At 60.6% G+C, this 18,494-nt stretch carries 21 protein-coding genes; 15 read left to right on the top strand and 6 right to left on the bottom strand.

Annotation, left to right across the window (positions count from 1 at the left end):
• Positions 1-2 precede the first annotated feature (2 nt).
• Positions 3-467 carry a (2Fe-2S)-binding protein gene (locus tag ACR0DO_RS06600; RefSeq protein WP_480557270.1) on the bottom strand — a complete coding sequence of 155 codons (465 nt, stop codon included), beginning with the start codon at positions 465-467 and terminating at the stop codon, positions 3-5.
• Between the two features lie 140 nt (positions 468-607).
• Between ACR0DO_RS06600 and ACR0DO_RS06595 the strand changes: the two genes are divergently transcribed.
• The 9 genes from ACR0DO_RS06595 (at position 608) to ACR0DO_RS06555 (ending at position 7,990) form a co-directional block, all read left to right on the top strand.
• Positions 608-1,222: a TetR/AcrR family transcriptional regulator gene (locus tag ACR0DO_RS06595; protein ID WP_480557268.1), complete on the top strand. Its 615-nt coding sequence runs from the start codon at positions 608-610 to the stop codon at positions 1,220-1,222.
• A 71-nt stretch (positions 1,223-1,293) separates the two neighbouring features.
• Positions 1,294-2,190, top strand: a complete 897-nt coding sequence (locus ACR0DO_RS06590; RefSeq protein WP_480557266.1) for a helix-turn-helix domain-containing protein — start codon at positions 1,294-1,296, stop codon at positions 2,188-2,190.
• An 88-nt stretch (positions 2,191-2,278) separates the two neighbouring features.
• Positions 2,279-3,259 (top strand): alpha/beta hydrolase, encoded by a 981-nt coding sequence (locus tag ACR0DO_RS06585; RefSeq protein WP_480557264.1) that lies wholly within the window; start codon positions 2,279-2,281, stop codon positions 3,257-3,259.
• A 73-nt stretch (positions 3,260-3,332) separates the two neighbouring features.
• Positions 3,333-3,839 carry a nuclear transport factor 2 family protein gene (locus ACR0DO_RS06580; RefSeq protein ID WP_480442781.1) on the top strand — a complete coding sequence of 169 codons (507 nt, stop codon included), beginning with the start codon at positions 3,333-3,335 and terminating at the stop codon, positions 3,837-3,839.
• Positions 3,840-3,919: 80 nt separating this feature from the next.
• A complete protein-coding gene (locus ACR0DO_RS06575) occupies positions 3,920-4,357 on the top strand; it encodes a nuclear transport factor 2 family protein (protein WP_480557262.1) in 438 nt (145 codons plus the stop codon).
• A 241-nt stretch (positions 4,358-4,598) separates the two neighbouring features.
• Entirely contained in the window at positions 4,599-5,594 is a 996-nt protein-coding gene (gene dusA / locus ACR0DO_RS06570) for a tRNA dihydrouridine(20/20a) synthase DusA (RefSeq protein ID WP_480557260.1), read from the top strand.
• A gap of 27 nt (positions 5,595-5,621) precedes the next feature.
• On the top strand, positions 5,622-6,446 hold the full coding sequence (locus tag ACR0DO_RS06565; protein WP_480557258.1) for a sulfite exporter TauE/SafE family protein: 825 nt from the start codon (positions 5,622-5,624) through the stop codon (positions 6,444-6,446).
• Complete coding sequence (locus tag ACR0DO_RS06560) at positions 6,443-7,225, top strand: hypothetical protein (protein WP_480557256.1); 783 nt, start codon at positions 6,443-6,445, stop codon at positions 7,223-7,225. Before ACR0DO_RS06565 ends, ACR0DO_RS06560 begins: the two co-directional genes overlap by 4 nt.
• 36 nt (positions 7,226-7,261) lie before the next feature.
• Positions 7,262-7,990, top strand: coding sequence for a SpoIIAA family protein (locus ACR0DO_RS06555; protein WP_170443236.1), 729 nt, complete (start codon positions 7,262-7,264; stop codon positions 7,988-7,990).
• 241 nt (positions 7,991-8,231) lie between these two features.
• Here the strand turns inward: ACR0DO_RS06555 and ACR0DO_RS06550 are convergent, their stop codons facing one another.
• The 3 genes from ACR0DO_RS06550 to ccmI are packed head-to-tail and all read right to left on the bottom strand — an operon-like array spanning position 8,232 to position 10,169.
• Entirely contained in the window at positions 8,232-8,465 is a 234-nt protein-coding gene (locus ACR0DO_RS06550) for a DUF1289 domain-containing protein (protein WP_480557254.1), read from the bottom strand.
• Between the two features lie 16 nt (positions 8,466-8,481).
• Positions 8,482-8,946, bottom strand: a complete 465-nt coding sequence (ruvX, locus tag ACR0DO_RS06545) for a Holliday junction resolvase RuvX (protein WP_480557252.1) — start codon at positions 8,944-8,946, stop codon at positions 8,482-8,484.
• Positions 8,943-10,169 carry a c-type cytochrome biogenesis protein CcmI gene (ccmI, locus tag ACR0DO_RS06540; RefSeq protein ID WP_480557250.1) on the bottom strand — a complete coding sequence of 409 codons (1,227 nt, stop codon included), beginning with the start codon at positions 10,167-10,169 and terminating at the stop codon, positions 8,943-8,945. The genes ruvX and ccmI overlap by 4 nt, the downstream gene beginning before the upstream one ends.
• A 195-nt stretch (positions 10,170-10,364) precedes the next feature.
• Between ccmI and ACR0DO_RS06535 the strand changes: the two genes are divergently transcribed.
• The 4 genes from ACR0DO_RS06535 to ACR0DO_RS06520 all read left to right on the top strand — a co-directional run bounded on the left by ACR0DO_RS06535 (position 10,365) and on the right by ACR0DO_RS06520 (position 15,672).
• Positions 10,365-11,609, top strand: a complete 1,245-nt coding sequence (locus ACR0DO_RS06535; protein WP_480557248.1) for a sarcosine oxidase subunit beta family protein — start codon at positions 10,365-10,367, stop codon at positions 11,607-11,609.
• 77 nt (positions 11,610-11,686) lie between these two features.
• Complete coding sequence (locus ACR0DO_RS06530; protein WP_170671979.1) at positions 11,687-12,016, top strand: sarcosine oxidase subunit delta; 330 nt, start codon at positions 11,687-11,689, stop codon at positions 12,014-12,016.
• Positions 12,017-12,083: 67 nt separating this feature from the next.
• A complete protein-coding gene (locus tag ACR0DO_RS06525; RefSeq protein ID WP_480557246.1) occupies positions 12,084-15,113 on the top strand; it encodes a sarcosine oxidase subunit alpha family protein in 3,030 nt (1,009 codons plus the stop codon).
• A complete protein-coding gene (locus tag ACR0DO_RS06520) occupies positions 15,106-15,672 on the top strand; it encodes a sarcosine oxidase subunit gamma (RefSeq protein ID WP_480557244.1) in 567 nt (188 codons plus the stop codon). Before ACR0DO_RS06525 ends, ACR0DO_RS06520 begins: the two co-directional genes overlap by 8 nt.
• Before the next feature lie 47 nt (positions 15,673-15,719).
• On the opposite strand, the gene ACR0DO_RS06515 is transcribed toward ACR0DO_RS06520, so the two are convergent.
• Together ACR0DO_RS06515 and ACR0DO_RS06510 are read right to left on the bottom strand one after the other, a co-directional pair.
• The gene (locus tag ACR0DO_RS06515; RefSeq protein WP_480557242.1) at positions 15,720-16,034 is read right to left on the bottom strand and encodes a hypothetical protein; all 315 of its coding nucleotides are present in this window, start codon (positions 16,032-16,034) and stop codon (positions 15,720-15,722) included.
• A 184-nt stretch (positions 16,035-16,218) separates the two neighbouring features.
• Complete coding sequence (locus ACR0DO_RS06510) at positions 16,219-16,977, bottom strand: FkbM family methyltransferase (RefSeq protein WP_480557240.1); 759 nt, start codon at positions 16,975-16,977, stop codon at positions 16,219-16,221.
• 102 nt (positions 16,978-17,079) lie between these two features.
• Here ACR0DO_RS06510 and ACR0DO_RS06505 point away from each other — a divergent pair, with 102 nt between their 5' ends.
• Positions 17,080-17,679: a superoxide dismutase gene (locus ACR0DO_RS06505; protein ID WP_170399967.1), complete on the top strand. Its 600-nt coding sequence runs from the start codon at positions 17,080-17,082 to the stop codon at positions 17,677-17,679.
• A gap of 328 nt (positions 17,680-18,007) precedes the next feature.
• Positions 18,008-18,457: a host attachment family protein gene (locus ACR0DO_RS06500; protein WP_170443256.1), complete on the top strand. Its 450-nt coding sequence runs from the start codon at positions 18,008-18,010 to the stop codon at positions 18,455-18,457.
• Positions 18,458-18,494 lie beyond the last annotated feature (37 nt).

Here is an 18,494-nt window from a genome sequence, read left to right as displayed (position 1 = left end):
GATCAAACCTCCAGAATCTCAGAAGCGCGCTGGATACCGGCGCGGATGCGTTGATAGGTGGCACAGCGACAGGCGTTGCCGGACATGTAATCGTCGATTTCTTCGACGCTGGGTTTCGGGTTTTCGGACAGCAACCCAACGGCCGACATCACCTGACCCGACTGGCAGTAGCCGCACTGGACCACGTCCAGCTCGATCCAGGCCTGTTGGACGGCTGCGCCGATCTTGTCGCCACCCACCGCTTCGATCGTGGTGACCTCGGCATCTTCGACGTCTTCGATAAAGGTCTGGCACGAGCGCACGGGCTCACCGTTCAGGTGCACGGTGCAGGCGCCGCAGGATGCGACGCCGCAGCCGAATTTGGTTCCGGTCAACTTAAGTTCATCCCGGATTACCCACAGCAGGGGGGTGCCGGGTTCGGCGTCGACCGAGTGGGTCTTGCCGTTCAGGTTCAAGGTCAGGGCCATGAGGGGACTCTCCATGTTGGGCTGGTTACCTGAGTCGGTAAACTGGCGGGTTTACTGTATGTGACACCTCTGTCCGTGTAAACCCGTGGGTTTACCTGGTGTTTGACCTTGCTCTGTCAATGGGTCTATAGCTTTGAAACATGAGCGATTGCTGCGCACCGAATGCGTCCAAACAGGCCCAGATCATCGAAGCCGCCGTAGCCGAATTCCAGGAAAAGGGATTCGCCGCGGCCAGCATGGACCGTATTTCCGCCCGCGCCGAAGTGTCCAAACGCACGCTGTACAAGTACTTCGAAAGCAAGGAAAACCTGTTTCGTTCGATTGTGATCGAGCTGTCCAACCGGTTCGCTGCCGTGCGCGATATCAGGTACAAACCGGGCCGCGATATCCGCGAGCAACTGACCGAGCTTGCCTGGGCCGAAGGGCGGATTCTGATGATGCCCGAGGTTATCGCCATGGCGCGGATGGTGATCAGCGAAACTTTGCGCAACCCCGAGATGGCAGCTGCGGCGCAGGGCAAGCTGGACAAGACGTCGATCTTTGTCACCATGCTGAAAGATGCCGCAGATGACGGGCAATTGCAGATCGAAGACCCCGAGCGAGCCGGGCAGGAATTCATCGGCCTGATCAAGGCCAAGGCGTTCTGGCCGATGATGTTCACCGGTGGTGTGCTGAGCAAAGAGGACATGACCGCAACAATCGACAGCAGCGTCGACCTGATCCTCAGCCGCTATGGCACACGGGCGTCAGACTAGGCGCCGGATCGTCAGTTCGGGCCTTTCATGTTGCGATATCGATCCGTTTCCAGACCAGAGGACGCGTAGCCTTGCCGCGGTTGTATGACGAGATCTACCCGTCCGCCCCACTCCTGAGCAGCGAAGACGCCGCGCATATGTCGGCGGCGGCACTGATGTCGGTTCGCTATTTTCAGGCTGATCCCGGCAGTATGCCCGAGGATGTGTTTGATGAGCACCACATACTGCTGAACCTTAATCCCACGCCGCATCGGGTGCAGAATATGCGCAACGGAGAGCTGCGGGATTTCACCTTCAACCTGCATGACATCATCGTCACGCCGGCGGGCACGCGGTCGGGCTGGCGCTGGTTCGCGAAATCGAATGTCATCGTGATCACCATCGACCCGCAAAAGGTCGAGAAGTTCGCGCAATCCGAGCTTGGGCTGCTGCTGGAACCGAAGCAGTTCGAGGACCTGCCGCAATTCTCGGACCCCGATCTTTGTGCGGCAGGCGTCATTCTGCGCGATGCGCTTGAGAACGATGATATGTCCTCGGCCGTGATGTTCGAGGCGATGAGCCGTGTCTTTCTCGTCAAGCTGCTACAGAAATACGGCCGCCGCCGACCCGAGGACGTGGCACTGAGCGCGCGGTTTACGTCGGCCCACTACAACAGGGTTCTGGCCCATATCCGCGCGCATCTGGATCAGACGATCACTGTTGACGATCTGGCGGCCGAGGCGGCGATGAGCAAATCTCACTTTAACCGGGTGTTCAAAGAGACGCTGGGCACCACCCCCATGCAATACGTCATGGCCTACCGGATCGAGCAGGCGATCCGGATGCTGTCCGAGCCGGACCAGAGCTTCGCCGAGATCTCTGCCGCCTGCGGGTTCGCTGATCAGGCGCATTTCTCGCGAAGTTTCAAGAAGATCACGGGGCAGACCCCGAAACAGTTTCGCGGCCAACGCGTTTCAGACAAGAAATAGCGCGATCCTTCAAAACTCAGGCTGTATGTTTCAATCAAAACCCCAGGGGCGCGCGTAAGTTCTGGTCATCAGGTGAGGTTCTCACCACATGAGATCAGGAGATACGGCAATGACGAAAACTGCCCTTGGAACCGCCGCACTGCTAATGGCCTCAACCGCTGCTATGGCGCAGGTTGAAACCCGCATCGTGACGTTCGAAAACGAAGGTGCGACGCTGTCGGGCACACTCTACCTGCCCGAAGGGTATGACGGCCAGAAACTGCCCGTCGTCGTTGTGACCGGCGCCTGGACCTCCGTGCAGGAACAGATGCCCCGCGTCTATGCCGAGGAAATGGTCGGGCGCGGCTTTGCGGCCTTCACCTTCGACTTCCGCGGCTGGGGCAAATCCGGTGACTTGCCGCATCATGTGCGTTTCGTCGAAAGCCCCGAGGCCAAAACTTCGGACATCCGCGCCGCGTTTGAATTCGTCGCCACGCTGCCGGAAGTTAACGCGGCGCATATCAACGCTTTGGGCATCTGCGCCTCGGCCGGGTACATGGTCGACGCGGTGGCCGGCAATGATCTGGTGCAGCGGATCGGTCTGGTCGCCCCATGGCTGCAGAACGCCGAGATCGTCAAGGCCGTATATGGCGGGGCCGAAGGTGTGTCAGGTCTGATCGAGGTCAGCCGCGCCGCCGAGGCCGCCGGTGGCCAGATCATCCCGGCAGCCGGTCCCGAAGGGGCCGAAGGCGTACTGATGCCGATCGGCGGTTATTACTATGAGCCCGAACGCGGGGCGATCCCGGAATATGACAATCAGTGGAACAATGCGGGCTGGGAAGGCTGGCTGACATACTATCCGGCGGACAACCCCAGCCGTCTGACGCAGCCTCTGGCGGTTGTGCATTCCGAAGCCGCCGCCATCCCGCAGGGTATGCGTACCTTTCTGGAAGGGTTCGCAGGCGACGCGACGCTGAAGATGCTCGAGGACGTCACGCAGTTCGATTTCTATGACAACCCCGAGGACGTAACCCGCGCCGCCGATACCGTTGCCGCGCATTTCGCAGCCGGTTCCGCACAGGGCGACTAAGCCGAATAGAGCCCATCGCGGCGCCCAAGCGCGGCGCGATGGCCTTACCCCGAGGACTTTGTAGGAGATGAGCATGAAACTCTTGCCGATTTTGGCCGCCGCAACCACCGTCGCAGCTTTGCCGTCCTTTGCGGATGATACCGCCCGGATCAATGCTGCGATCACCAGCATCGCAGCGGGTGCGGACCGTCATGACTGGGATCGCGTGCGGGGTGCATTCGCAGATGAGGTCACGCTGGATTACACCAGTCTGTGGGGTGGAGAACCAGCCACCGAAGCGGCGGACGACGTGATCGCGCAATGGTCCGGCTTCCTTCCGGGGTTCGAGGTGACGCATCACATGGTCACTAACGAAACGATCACTTCGATTGACGGCGATCGCGCCACCGCACAAGCGGATTTCACCGCGACGCACAGGATTGGGCAGGATTTCTGGGTCCTTGGTGGGCGGTACGACTATAGATTGATCCGCGATGCCGAGGGCTGGAAGGTCTCAGGTCTGACAATGACGGCCTTATGGGAAACCGGTTCCCGTGATCTGGTTGCCGTGGCCGCCCAGCGGGCAGGGAGCGGGAACTGATCAACGGCCCCGCAATGCAAAAGGCCGGGCAATGGTCCCCTTGATCAATGTCCCAAGCCCCAAAGACGGAGAAGAATGAAGTGATTTCGATATCCGAACGCAACAAAGCCACCGTGCGCGCCTTTTTCACGGCATTGGAAGCCGAGGATGCGGCAGCTGTTGCTGCCCTGTTCGCCGCAGGGGGCGTGCACATCAACCCTTATCATTGCGGGGTTTTCCCAACCGGCGCCGAAGGTCGCGACGCGATTGAGGCCTATTGGGCACCGACCTTTCCGAACTTTGATGGTATGACCTTCCTGATCCACGAGCTCTGCGCGATGGAGGGCGGGCAGGGGGTGTTCGCTCGCTACACAGGCCGGATCAAGCTGAAGGATGGTGCGGGTTGGTACAACAACGAATACTACTCGACCTTCACGTTCAACAAATCCGGTGAGATCACGGAATACGTCGAAATCTTCAATCCGGTTGTTGCCGCACGCGGCTTTGGTCTGATGGGCCAGTTGATCGCGCAGGGCTGATCGTTTTTCGTCTCGGGTTCTCGGCTACTCCTTGCCGCGCCGCGTTTTGCCTATTGATGAAGGTCGAAAAGCGTAGGCGGCGCCGCGCAATTGGCAATCGACCGGCGACGGGTTGCAACCCGCTGTCCGTTCCCTACGGATGTGCTACACCCTAGCGCACTCGAATCAAATGCCCTTGGACAGACGCGAGCAGCCGGGAAGGGCCTGTTGCACCGCCCCGGCTGAAAACGGAGCTGACGCTGTGAAAGACACCACACAAAAAGCAGCGCGTTTTAGCGTGGCGCCCATGATGGACTGGACCGATCGGCACTGCCGCTATGTGCACAGGCTGCTGAGTGGGCAGGTGTTGCTCTATACCGAAATGGTAACGGCTCCGGCGTTGGTGCGCGGTGGGGCGATGCATCTGTTGGACTACAGCCCGCAAGAGCACCCGGTCGCGCTGCAGCTTGGCGGCTCTGATCCGGAAGAACTGGCGCAGGCGGCGCGGTTCGGGGCGGATGCGGGGTACGACGAGATCAACCTGAACTGCGGCTGCCCCTCGGACCGGGTGCAATCCGGCACGTTCGGGGCGGTGTTGATGAAAGATCCGGGCCGGGTGGCGGAATGTGTTTCCGCAATGCGCGAAGCGGTGGATGTTGAGGTTACCGTGAAATGCCGCATCGGCGTGGATGAACAGGACCCCAAAGAGGTGCTGCCCGCTTTTCTGGAACAGATTAGTGCCGTGGGGTGCCAACGGGTGACGATCCACGCGCGCAAGGCCTGGCTGCAGGGGCTCAGCCCGAAAGAGAACCGGGATATTCCGCCGCTGGACTATGATCTGGTGCACCGGATGAAGGCGGCGTTTCCCGAACTGCATGTCTCGATCAATGGGGGTATTGCGTCGCTGGATGAGGCACGAAAGCATCTCGATGCGGGGCTGGACGGTGTCATGATCGGACGAGCCGCCTATCACCAGCCGACCGATATTCTGGCCGACGCTGACCCGGTGATTTTTGGAACCGGGCACGCGACCGACCCGATTGAAGTTGTTCAAAAAATGGTGCCCTATGTCGAACGTCACCTTGCCGAAGGGGGACGCTTGCACCAGATCACCCGTCATATGCTGGGCCTGTTTGCCGGGCGTCCCGGCGCGCGGGCGTGGCGGCGGGCCCTGTCGGAAGGCGCGGTGCACGAGGGCGCAGGCCCCGAGGTGATGCTGCAGGCGCTGGAGCGCGTAGCGCCTCTCGCCGAGGCTTGAACGAACGAAGATCGGTAAGGGGGAACAATGCCCGAGACGATGTTGCTGGCCCAGATGCTGGGCCTTTTGCTTGTGATCGGGGCGCTGGCCGGTGTGCTGGCCGGATTGCTGGGCGTGGGCGGTGGTATCGTGCTGGTGCCCGCGTTTTTCTATGCGTTCCAGACGCTTGGCTATGGTGGCCCGCAGTTGATGCAGCTGTGTCTGGCGACCTCTCTGGCGACGATCATCGTGACTTCGATCAGATCCGTGCTGGCGCATAACAAGAAGGGCGCAGTGGATTGGGATATCCTGCGCGGCTGGGGGCCGGGGATTGCGTTGGGGGCAATTGTCGGAGTGCTGGTCGCCTCGGCGCTGCGGACCGAGGCATTGCAGGCGCTGTTCGGCCTGCTGGGAATGGTCATCGGCGCCTATCTTGGGCTGGGTAAATCCGAATGGCGGCTGGGCGATGCCATGCCCAAGGGTATCCGTCGCGCGGTGCTGTCGCCCTCGGTTGGGTTTCTGTCGGTGCTGATGGGGATCGGAGGCGGCAGTTTCGGGGTGCCGCTGATGAGCCTGTTCAACACGCCCATTCATCGCGCCGTTGCCACCGCAGCCGGGTTCGGCGTGATCATCGCGGTGCCTTCGGTCTTGGGCTTTCTGTTTCTGGGTATTGCACCGGAACACCGCCCGCCGCTGACCATCGGGGCGGTCAATCTGGTGGCCTTCGCAATTGTCGTCGCCATGACGATGATCACCGCGCCCTGGGGGGTAAAGCTGGCCCATGCCATGGACCCCAAGCCGCTCAAGCGCGTCTTTGCGGTGTTCCTGACGCTGGTCGCCCTGAACATGCTGCGCAAGGCGCTGGGACTATGAGCGATTTTCACGATAAGGGTTGGATAAGGTTTCCCTATGATCCGGTGCTGGCCGGTTGGGTTAGGCATGCTGTACCTGCGGCTCGGGCGTCGGTCACCGACCCGGCCCATGCCGAATGGCTGGATTGCGAAGGCACGTGGTTCATAGGTGTCGACGCCTTGGACAACGACCCGCAGGGCCGGGTCGGACAGTCAGGCGCGCTGTCCGGGCAGGCCATGGACTTTATCACCCGGCAGTACGGACAGCTGCCGCTGCACAAGGGGCAGGTCTCGGTCATCTACCCCGGCTATCCGCGTCCACGGCGGGGCGAAGGCGACAGTGCCGCGCGATATCGTCTGAAACGCGACGCCGCACATGTGGATGGGTTGCGGCCGATGGGGCCGGATCGACGGCGGCGGGTGGATGAGCCTCATGCCTGGATACTGGGTATCCCCCTGACCGACGCCAGCGCGGATGCTGCGCCAATGGTGTTATGGGAGGGCAGCCACAAGATTCTGCACGCCGCGTTCGAACGCGCGCTGGGCGGGTATCCCCGCGACGCCCTGCATCAGGTGGACATAACGGATATCTATCAGGCCGCCCGTCGTGAGGTGTTTGAAACCTGCCCGCGCCTGGAACTGCCTGCCAAACCGGGCGAGGCCTATCTGCTGCACCGTCACTGCCTGCACGGCGTCGCCCCGTGGGGCGAGGGGGCCTCGACCGGGCCGGATGGACGTATGATTGCCTATTTCCGCCCCGAATGCGTCGGGGGAGTAGCCGAATGGATCGAAACCGCCTAACGTCCTGCCATTGTTAAGGTTTGGAGGTTTTACCCGATGATTACGGTCCACAGGAATTCTCACGGCGCGCTGCTCGAAGTTGAGCTGTCCGGTGAGGTGACCAGCAGCGATTACAGCGACACGCTGGTCCCCGCGATTGAGGCTGCACTGGCCGAACATGACACGGTGCGCCTGCTTGCGGTGGTTCAGCCAGAGTTCAAAGGCTACGATCTGGGCGCGGCCTGGGCGGACACCAAGTTGGGCCTCAGCCATTGGCGCGGGTTCGACCGGATTGCCGTGGCGGCGGATCAGGGCTGGGTGCAGACCGGTATCCGGTTGGCCTCTCCGATCCTGCCATGCCCGGTGCAGGTTTTCGAACTGTCCGAACTTGAGGCCGCGCGCCGTTGGATGCGTGAATCTCTGGGCGCCATCCATGTGATCGATCTGGGTGGCCCCTGTGTTCAGGTCAGCCTGCTGGGCAAGCTGGACCCCGAAGAATATGCGCGGGCCGAGGTGGAGCTGGACAACCTGCTGGTGGGCAAAAGCGGGTTTCGGTTGCTGGTTGATCTGCGCGAATTTGATGGCTGGCAGGGGCTTACGGCGCTGGCGTCGCATTTCCAGCTGGTGCGCAAACACGTCGGGCTGCTGAACCGCGCGGCCATCGTGGGGGACAAAACCTGGCAGCACATCGCGCAGAAAGCGGCCAGCCATATTCTGGGAACCCGCACTCAGTTCTTTCCCTCGGAAGAGATCGAAAACGCAAAATCCTGGCTGGCCGCCGGGTAGGGCGTTAATAGGCGGCTTAAGCTGACGTCAGGGTAGGCCGGGTTATTCTTGATTGATCGATCAAGAAAAGGTTAAGAAGGGCGTGTTCTTCCGCTGTACCACTTCGGAGGAACGCAAATTCTGAAGCGCGCCGCTGTGGACTGCCACTCACTCACCACACGTGTTCGAACTTGACCCCCTCGAAGTTCACACCAGCCTGCAGCGGCGCAGGTTCAGTTCAAACTGATTTTCGGGAAATGGGTTACGTGTTGTTCGTCCGCGCGGAACGACCGCCGCGGCGCTTGGCCAGACGGGGTTTGCGCGAGGGCAGATCGTCCATGATTTCTGCACGCTCGGTGCTGTCCATTTTGGACCAGCGCGAAATCTCGTCGATTGTGCGAAAACAGCCGGTGCAGATCCGCTCGGTCGGATGCACGACACAGATCTGGACGCACGGGCTTTCGACCTCGTTCCTTTTCCAAACCATGTTTGTCATCGGCCCACTCCGTCCGTTACAGAAAGCGCAGCCTGTCCAGCGCTCCTTGTAGAATATAGCCTGCGGCGACGTGATCGATAACCTCTCCGCGACGTTTTCGTGTCGTATCCGCCTCTAAAAGCGCCTTTTCGGCCGCAACGGTGCTGAGTCGTTCATCCCAAAAGCCGATCGAAACCTCGGTCAGGCGGGACAGGTTGCGGGCAAAGGCGCGGGTCGATTGGCAGCGGGGGCCTTCGGTTCCGTCCATGTTTTTCGGCAGGCCGAGGATGACGCCGCCGATCTCGCGGTCGGCGATGATTTCAAGCAGGCGGGCAGAATCCAGCGTGAATTTTTTGCGCCGTACGGTTTCCAGAGGGCTGGCCACGCCGCGCATCCGGTCCGAGACCGCCACGCCAATGGTTTTTTCCCCCAGATCCAGCCCCATCAGCGCGGTCATCGGCGTCAGCGCGGTTGCGAAATCCTCGAACGCGTCGTGGATCATTGTGCGATCCCGGCCTGCATCGCGGCGGCGTCGATCAGTTCAATAGCCTCGGCGTTACCTGCAAAGACTTCCATCGCCTCGTTTTTGATATCGATGGCGCGTTGACCCTCGCCCAAAACGCCAAGGGCTGCGATCAGGCGAGCCCATTCCTCGGGCGAGCCACCTTCGCTGGCAAGGCGTTCAGACAGTTGGTCGACCATGCCCCTGATCATCTCTTGCCGCTCTTCCGGAGTCAGCGCGGCGGCGGCGTCGACGTCATCCTGACTGGGTCCGGCGGCGGCGGGGGCGGGGATGTCCGGCGCGTTGAAAACGCCCGCACGGAAGGCCAGCTCGTCCAGTTGCGCGCGGATAGCACCCGCCCACGGCGCACCGGCCGGGGCATCGCGCAGGGCATCGACCCAGATTCGGTATCCAACGTCGGGGCGTCCGATCTGAACCATCATCTGCCCCAGGTAATACTGCGCCGGACCATGGCGCGGGTCACGCTGAAGCGCCTGCTTCAAGGCCTCTTCTGCCTCGGGTGAGACATAGCCGCCTGCGGACAGGATCATCATCTCGGCCAGATGAGAATAGGCATCGGCAGGTGCCGCATCGCCTGACAGTTCTATGACGCGCTGCTGCGCTGTGTAGGCGGCCTTGAAATTGCCCGCGTTTGCCTCGTGCTGCGCCAGCAGGATGTGGCCTTGCAGGTCGTCCGGGCGTGCTGCAACAGTGTCGCGCAACTGTGCCAAAAGATTGGCGTAACTCTCATCCAATTGCGGTGCCTCGGCGGGCTGCGCCGCGTCTTCAGCTTCGGCCTGGCTGGGGCGCTCGGCACGCAGGGCTTCGGCCTGCTCCTTGCGCAGCGACAGGGGTTGATCCGGAAGCCCGGCGGCCCCCATCTGACGGTACAATTGAGCCCCGCCGCCAACCACGATCGCGGCGATAACGACAAAAGCGGCAATAGTGGCCCACATCGGTGCCCCGGCCTGCTTGGTTCCGGCCTGCATCTGCGCGTCGGCGGCCAGAATGCGACGTGAGATCTCTGTGCGGACCCGCTCAGCGTCGGCCTCGCCGATCACACCGCGCGCCAGATCCTTGTCGACGCCGGCCAACTGCTCGCGATAGACGCGCAGGTCATAGGCTGCGGCAGGCTCGCGCGTTTTGCGACCACGCAACAGCGAAAGGCCCAGGATCAGCGCCGTCAGCAGCGCGGTTAGGATTGTGACGACCAGGAACGACATGGTATCTCCGATATGGCTGCCCTGACTTAGACCTCTCGGCAGGGCGAAAAAAGGGGCAAATGGCCGCGCGAGGACGTCTTGTCGCAATAATCGGGCGGATGTCGCAATAGTTCTATATTGTGGCGTTGCGTGGCAGGGCTAAACTGTCCGCACGCGGCATACCTGCGCCAATCACCGAACCGGATGGATTCGCTCATGAAACACTACTCAGCCTTTGCTGTGGCGCGGGAGGCCCTGCGCTATCACACCGGGTGGGAGCGCGCGTGGCGCTCGCCCGAACCCAAGAAACGCTATGACGTCATCATCATTGGCGCTGGCGGACATGGTCTGGCGACCGCCTATTACCTTGGCAAGAACTACGGCATCCAAAACGTCGCTGTCATCGAAAAAGGCTGGCTGGGCGGCGGTAACACCGGTCGGAACACGACCATCATCCGGTCGAACTACCTGCAGGACCCGTCGGCGGCACTGTATGAAAAAGCACGCAGCCTTTATGAGGATCTGAGCCAGGACCTGAACTACAACATCATGTTCAGCCCGCGTGGTGTGATCATGCTGGCGCAGACTCAGCACGAAATCCGCGGCTATCAGCGCACGGCGCACGCCAACGCTTTGCAGGGCGTGAAAACCGAGTGGATCGGCCCTGAGCGCGTAAAACAGCTGGTGCCGATCATCAATCTGGATGGCCCGCGCTATCCGGTTCTGGGCGGTCTCTGGCAGGAACGCGGTGGCACCGCCCGCCACGACGCCGTGGCCTGGGGCTATGCGCGTGCATGTTCGGCCATGGGGATGGACGTCATCCAGCAGTGCGAAGTCAAAGGCATCCGGTCGGAAAACGGTCGCGTCGTCGGCGTCGACACGACCAAGGGCGCCATCGATTGTGACAAGCTGGGCATCGTCGTCGCAGGCCATTCCGGTCAACTGGCCGAGATGGCGGGTTTCCGTCTGCCGCTTGAGGCCGTGGCCCTGCAGGCGCTGGTTTCCGAGCCGATCAAACCCTGCATGGACGTGGTTGTCATGGCCAACACCGTGCACGGTTACATGTCTCAGTCCGACAAGGGCGAGATGGTGATCGGCGGTGGTACGGACGCCTACAACAACTTCACCCAGCGCGGCTCGTTCCACCATATCGAGGAAACGGTGCGTGCTCTGGTCGAGACTTTCCCGATGATCTCGCGCCTGAAGATGCTGCGCCAGTGGGGCGGTATCGTGGACATGACCGGCGACCGCTCGCCCATCCTGTCGACGACGCCCCTGGGCAACTGCTTCATCAACTGCGGATGGGGCACCGGTGGCTTCAAGGCGATCCCGGGGTCCGGCTGGGGCATGGCACAGCTGATGGCCACCGGCCATTCACCGCTGACCGAGGCCTTCACGATGGACCGGTTCAAACAGGGCCGTTTCATTGACGAAAGCGTTGCCGCCGGGGTGGCGCACTAAGGGCTCTGCCCGAAGTCGCCCGCTAACAGAATTCTGGTCGGCCACCGCGCCGACCGACCGCCAAAAAGGATGACCATATGCTGATCCTGAATTGCCCCTATTGCGGCGTCGACGCCGAAGAAACCGAACTGGCCGCTGGTGGCGAAGCGCATCTGAAGCGTTTCGGTCCGGGCTCGTCGGATGACGATTTCCACGACTATCTGTTCATGCGTGAAAACCCCAAAGGTGTTCACTTTGAACGCTGGCGCCATGTGAATGGCTGCGGCAAGTGGTTCCACGCCGCCCGCTGCACGAACACGCTGGAAGTGTTCGGCACGTACTCGGCCCAGACCACCGAGCCGCCGCAAGAGATCAAGGACGCCATCACCGCCAAACGTCCGGGATGGACATGGAGAGAGTTCTCCTGATGCTTCATCTTTTCAAAAATACTCCCGCCGGAGGCTCTGATGCCTCCACCTGCGAAAGGTCCGCAAAATGAGCACCCGTCTCGCAAAACAGGGCCGGCTGATTAACCGGTCGAAACAGGTCACCTTTACCTTCAACGGCACCTCGATGCAGGGGTACGAAGGCGACACGCTTGCCTCGGCCCTGTTGGCCAACGATCAGATGATGGTGGGCCGGTCGTTCAAGTATCACCGTCCGCGCGGCGTTGTCGCCAGCGGCGCCGAAGAGCCGAACGCTCTGGTCGGTTTGGGGCAGGGCAACCGGTTCGAGCCGAACCAGCGCACCACCACGACCGAGCTGTTCAACGGCCTGACCGCGATCTCGCAGAACCACTGGCCGAACCTCGAGTTCGACATCGGCGCCGTGAACACCGCCTTTGCGCGCTTCCTGCCGGCCGGTTTCTATTACAAGACGTTCATCCATCCGAAACCGTTCTGGAAACACGTCTACGAGCCGTTCATCCGTCAGTCCGCAGGTCTGGGCAAAGCGCCCGACAAGGACAGCCGCGACGCGGACACCTATGAACACTTCTATGCCTTCACTGATGTGCTGGTGATCGGCGGCGGTGTTGCTGGCCTGCAGGCCGCGAAAGTTGCGGCGCAATCCGGTGCCAAGGTCATGCTGATCGAGCAGACCGCGCATTGGGGAGGCCGCGCGCCGGTTGATGGCGGCACCGTTGATGGCGAGCCTGTAGATAAGTTCGTGGAACAATTGGTTTCCGAACTCGAAACAATGGACAACGTCACCCTGCGCAACCGCTGCATGGGGGCAGGCGTCTATGACCACGGTTACGTGCTGGGGTATGAGCGTCTGACCGACCACACTCCGGGCGTGCAAGGACCACGTCACCGACTGTGGCGCATCCGCGCCAAGCAGGTCGTGACCGCAACCGGTGCAATCGAACGTCCGCTGTCTTTCGCAGGCAACGACGTGCCCGGCGTGATGCTGGCCGCAGCCATGCGCGATTACGTGGTGAACTGGGGCGTGACCCCGGGTGAGCGTGTGATCGTCGCCACCAACAACGACGACGCCTATCGCACCGCGATCACTCTGAAACAGGCTGGCGTGGACGTTCTGCGTATCGTTGATGCACGAGCCGCGGCTGGCCCTCTGGCCGAAGAGGCACGTCAGCTTGGCATTCAGGTCGATCCGGGCAAAGCGATCGCCAAGGTCAAGGGCGGCAAGCGCGTCAAGAAGGTCGCGTTGTGTAACCAGGAAGGCATCGGTGGCGCTCGCGAAGAAGTTGAATGCGATGCAGTTGCCATGTCGGGCGGCTGGTCTCCGGTCGTTCACATGTGGTCGCATTGCGGCGGCAAGCTGATCTGGGATGAGGCGAACGCCCATTTCCGTCCCGATCCCGAGCGTCCGCCGCTGGGCGCGAATGGCGAAGGCTTTGTGGTTGCCGCCGGGTCCGCCAATGGTCCGCTGGCGCTGGGCGATGTGCTGGCCGATGCGCAGACCGCAGGTGAAGCCGCGGCTGCCGGCGCGGGTTTCACCCCCAAGACCGCTGACGCTCCGAAAGGGGAAAGCACCGCTGAGGCAGCGATGGAGCCGGTCTGGCTGATGCCGTCCAATGCCGAAATCAGCCTGCGCATGAAGTCCTGGCTGGACTTCCAGAACGACGTCAAAGTTTCCGACGTCCAACTGGCGGCACGCGAAGGCTATGAAAGTGTCGAGCACACCAAGCGTTACACCACGCTGGGTATGGCGACCGATCAGGGTAAGTTGAGCAACATCAATGGCCTGGCGATCCTTGCTGATGCGTTGGATGCAGAAATCCCCAAGGTGGGCACCACCACCTTCCGTCCGCCCTATACGCCCATCTCGCTGGCGTCGATCGGTGGCGAAGCGCGCGGTGAGGTGTTCCAGCCGATCCGTCAGACCCCGATGCACAACTGGCACGACAAGAACGGCGCCGATTGGGAGCCGGTCGGCCACTGGCGCCGGACCTATGCCTATGTCCGTCCCGGTGAATCCGTGCATGATGCCGTGAACCGCGAAGTGAAGAACACCCGCGAAAACCTCGGCCTGCTGGATGCTTCGACACTTGGTAAGCTGATCGTCAAAGGCCCGGATGCCGGCAAGTTTCTGGACATGCTGTATACCAACATGATGTCCACGCTGAAGGTCGGCAAGTGCCGCTATGGCCTGATGTGCTCAGAAAACGGCTTCCTGATCGACGACGGCGTGGTCGCCCGGATCGACGAGGACACCTGGCTGTGCCACACAACCACCGGCGGAGCCGAGCGTATCCACGCCCATATGGAAGAATGGCTGCAGACCGAGTGGTGGGACTGGAAAGTCTATGTCGCCAATGTGACCGAGCAATACGCGCAGGTCGCCGTGGTCGGCCCCAACGCCCGCAAGGTGCTGGAGAAGCTGAACGCACAAGCGGGCGGCGGCATGGATCTGTCGAAAGAGGCGCTGCCCTTCATGGAATGGCGCGACGGCAAGATCGGCGAATTCGACGCACGGGCCTACCGCATCTCGTTCTCGGGTGAACTGTCCTATGAGATCGCGGTTCCCGCGTCGCAGGGTCAGGCGTTCTGGGATGCGCTGATCGCGGCAGGACAGGAGTTCGGTGTCATGCCTTACGGCACCGAATGTCTGCACATCCTGCGGGCCGAGAAGGGCTTTATCATGATCGGCGACGAGACCGACGGCACCGTGATCCCGCAGGATCTGGGGCTGCACTGGGCGCTGTCGAAAAAGAAAGAGGACTACCTCGGCAAACGCGCCCACACGCGCACCCATATGGCCGATCCGGAACGCTGGAAACTGGTGGGTCTCGAGACTGTGGATGGTTCCGTCATTCCCGACGGCGCTTACGCGGTGGGCGAGGGCGTCAACGCCAACGGTCAGCGCAACATGATCGGGCGGGTGACCTCGACCTACTATTCGGCCAACTTGGACAAAGGTATCGCCATGGGCCTGATCAAGCACGGTCCCGACCGCATGGGCGAGATCGTCGAGTTCCCGGGCACCGACGGTAAAATCTTCAAAGCCAAGATCGTGGACCCGATCTTCTTCGACAAAGACGGGGAGAAGCAGAATGTCTGAACCCATCAGCGCACTGAACCACGCCAGCTATGAAGGCATCGCCAAGGTCGAGGAATGCGGCCTGCAGGGTATGATCACCCTGCGCGGCGACCTGTCCGACAAGGTGCTGGCCAAGGCCGTCAAGGACGCAACCGGGCAGAAAGTGCCGGGTCAGCGCGAAGCGCTGGTCAACGGTGATACCGGCGTCTGCTGGATGTCCACCGATGAGCTTCTGGTGCTTGTGCCTTACGCCGAGGTCGAGGCCAAGCTGGCCGCAATGACCAACGCGCTTAGCGGCACACACGCGCTTCCCGTCAACGTCTCGGACGCGCGCGCCGTGTTCCGCATCTCAGGCGCAAGCGCGCGTGAGGTGATGGGCAAGGTGTCGCCGGTTGACCTGTCGGCCGAGGCGTTCCAGCCCGGCCAAATCCGCCGCTCACGTCTGGCGCAGGTGGCGGGTGCGTTCTGGATGGATGATGCCGAAACCTTCCGCGTGGTCTGTTTCCGCTCGGCTGCGGACTACGCGTTCAAACTGCTGACGGTTGCGGCGCAGCCGGGCAGCGAGGTTGGAGTTTACTAACCTTTATTCTGATAAAAAAACCCGTCCAAGACGGGTTTTTTTACGTTTTATTTTTTCGTCACTTTGCTGGACCCTTGCCCGCTCGGCTTGTTGATGAAGTTGGCGTTTACTCCATTGCCTCGCAATTTCACGGTGTTGTTTGTCAGATCAACTCGTGCCGTATAATTGACGCGGACCTGTTGGCCGCTGAATTCCTTGAATTCGACACGCCAGTCCAACCGATACCGTTTCTTTCTGTCAACCTTGAGCTTTGCCTTTTGAAAGTCGTTGTGATTGCTTGCTGTTTCGGCAACTCCTCGGTCCGGATCCACGGCAAACACATACCGTGGAGCGACCCAACCGCTTCCATCGCGATCCTTCATTGCACAATCATTAGGTAATTGTTTCTGCAAATGCAGACTGTGCACCCATAGCCAGAAAAAGAGCAAAAATAGTATGTTTTATGGTTCCTATCTACTACAATTGTATTTTGATCATTCAACAGATCGCTTTGCTGCTTGCAATGGGCAAGTTCGAGCAATAGCCGAAAAAGGAAACGCTATAATTTCAAATTAGCAACAGAGTTTGGTACTTCATTAATCCATTCGGGCTTAGAAGGCCGGTTGCCTCTATCGGCTGCATCCTTTCATCCAGAATATTTGAATAGAACCCAAGCTGCCCGATGAGTTTTTCTGTCTTCTGAAGCCGATCATCTTCAGTCAACAAGGGTGAATGCAAGGAAAGAAGCAAGGCCGGTCGATGTTTTTGCAAATAGGGCAAAAGTGTTGGCAACACAAAAAACTCCGCCCCCTCGATATCCATCTTGACCAGCGATACGCCAGACAGATCATTCGCGGCCTCGAACTGATCCCATGCAACTGTCAACGCATCCGATCCATGCGCGCCGTCATGCAGTAGGGAACTGGTGGAATCGCCCGGTTCTCCGCGGACCGAGGCCATGCGGGCCACGCCGAACTGATCCGACAGCGCCACGCCAAAGGCCGAGACGTTGTGGATGTCGTTCAGGTCCAGATTCCACGCCAGGTGCCGGAACGCGGTGGGGTCGGGCTCGAAGCACCAGACATGCCGGGCCTTGCGGGCACCGTACAGGACCGTGGGGCCGATCCAGGCGCCGATATCTAGGTAATCGCTGTCCGGTGACAGGTATTTGTCCAGCACGGCGAAGGTTTCCGGCTCCCATGCGCCGGCAGAGGCCTTGCGCCAGAATTTCGAATGATAGGGGTCCAGCCGAAATGGCTCTCCGTTCAGGTTTCCCACATAGTATCCGCGGGCGCGGTAGAACATCTTGCGCGCCTGTGTCAGCATCGCGGGCCTCCGGGTTTTGTTATCTCGGCCCTTGACCTGCGGCGCTTGCCAAAGCATGTAACCTTTGGAAACCGCAACATTCATTTTCAACAGGGGGCCGAGATGGCTTTTGAACTTCCTGATCTTCCTTATGCACATGACGCGCTGGCAGCCAAGGGTATGTCCGCGGAAACGCTGGAATATCACCACGACCTGCACCACAAGGCCTATGTCGACAACGGCAACAAGCTGATTGCCGGCACCGAGTGGGACGGCAAGTCGCTGGAAGAGATCATCGTTGGCACCTACGACGCAAATGCTGTCGCGCAGAACGGCATCTTCAACAACATCAGCCAGCTGTGGAACCACAACCAGTTCTGGGAAATGATGGGCCCCGGCGGTAACGCCATGCCCGGCGAACTGGAAAAGGCTCTGGTCGAAAGCTTCGGCTCGGTTGACGAGTTCAAATCGCAGTTCAGCGCGGCCGGTGCCGGTCAGTTCGGCTCGGGCTGGGCGTGGCTGGTCAAGAATGCCGACGGTTCGCTGGCGGTGACCAAGACCGAGAACGGCGTGAACCCGCTGTGCTTCAACCAGACCGCGCTGCTGGGTTGCGACGTGTGGGAGCACTCGTACTACATCGATTTCCGCAACAAGCGCCCGGCGTACCTGTCGAACTTCCTCGACAATCTGGTGAACTGGGAAAACGTTGCATCGCGGATGTAATCAATGACCCGATGAGGGGTCATCTAGGGCCTGCTGGCGGTGACGCTGGCAGGCCTTTTTGCTGCCGGACGCACGTGCATTTGATCGCAATTCGAAATCTCTGAGCAGGTGCTGGCATGACAGGAGAAAACCCGCCGATGAAGAAAGTTTCATCCTGAGACGGGATTGCACCCAGCCCCGCAGTGCTTACCTTAGGTGAGGCGGAGGGAGAGACCGCCAATCAACTGAAACACAATCAGGCAACGCACCGGATCGCTCTGGTCGCGTCACGGTAAACCTTTGCCTGATGGATGAGGATGGCCGTAACAGCCATTACAAGGAGAGCACGATGGTCGCACTTGAGCAGGGAACCTGGGTTGTCATTGCGGATGGGGAAAAGGCGTTGTTTGTGGAAAACATCACCGATGCCGAAGATCCCAATCTGGTTGTTGTCTCGGTTGAAGAGCAGGACGCTTTCACTGGCCCGACCGATCGGGCAGGGCGGCGGTTCGATGGTGGGCCAAACCAGAAATCGGCGGTTGAAGAGCCGAACTGGAAAACCCATGCGAAATCCCTGTTTGTTCAGGATGTTGCCAATCTGTTGAACCGCAAGGGGCTGAAGGGCGCGTTCAACCGTCTGGTTCTGGTCGCCAGCCCGCATGTTCTGGGCCTTCTGCGCCGCCGCCTGCACAGCGAGGTGCTGGCCAAGGTTGTAGCCGAGGTCGACAAGACCCTGACCAACCACCCCATTCACAAAGTTGAAAAGCTGCTGACCAGCCGCCTGAGCCCGGCCACTTAAGCGATTTCACCAGAACGGGTGGTCAAGAACCGCCCGT

The sequence above is a fragment of the Ruegeria sp. AM9 genome, from assembly GCF_056540565.1.
This window is presented reverse-complemented; position numbering and strand designations above follow the sequence as displayed.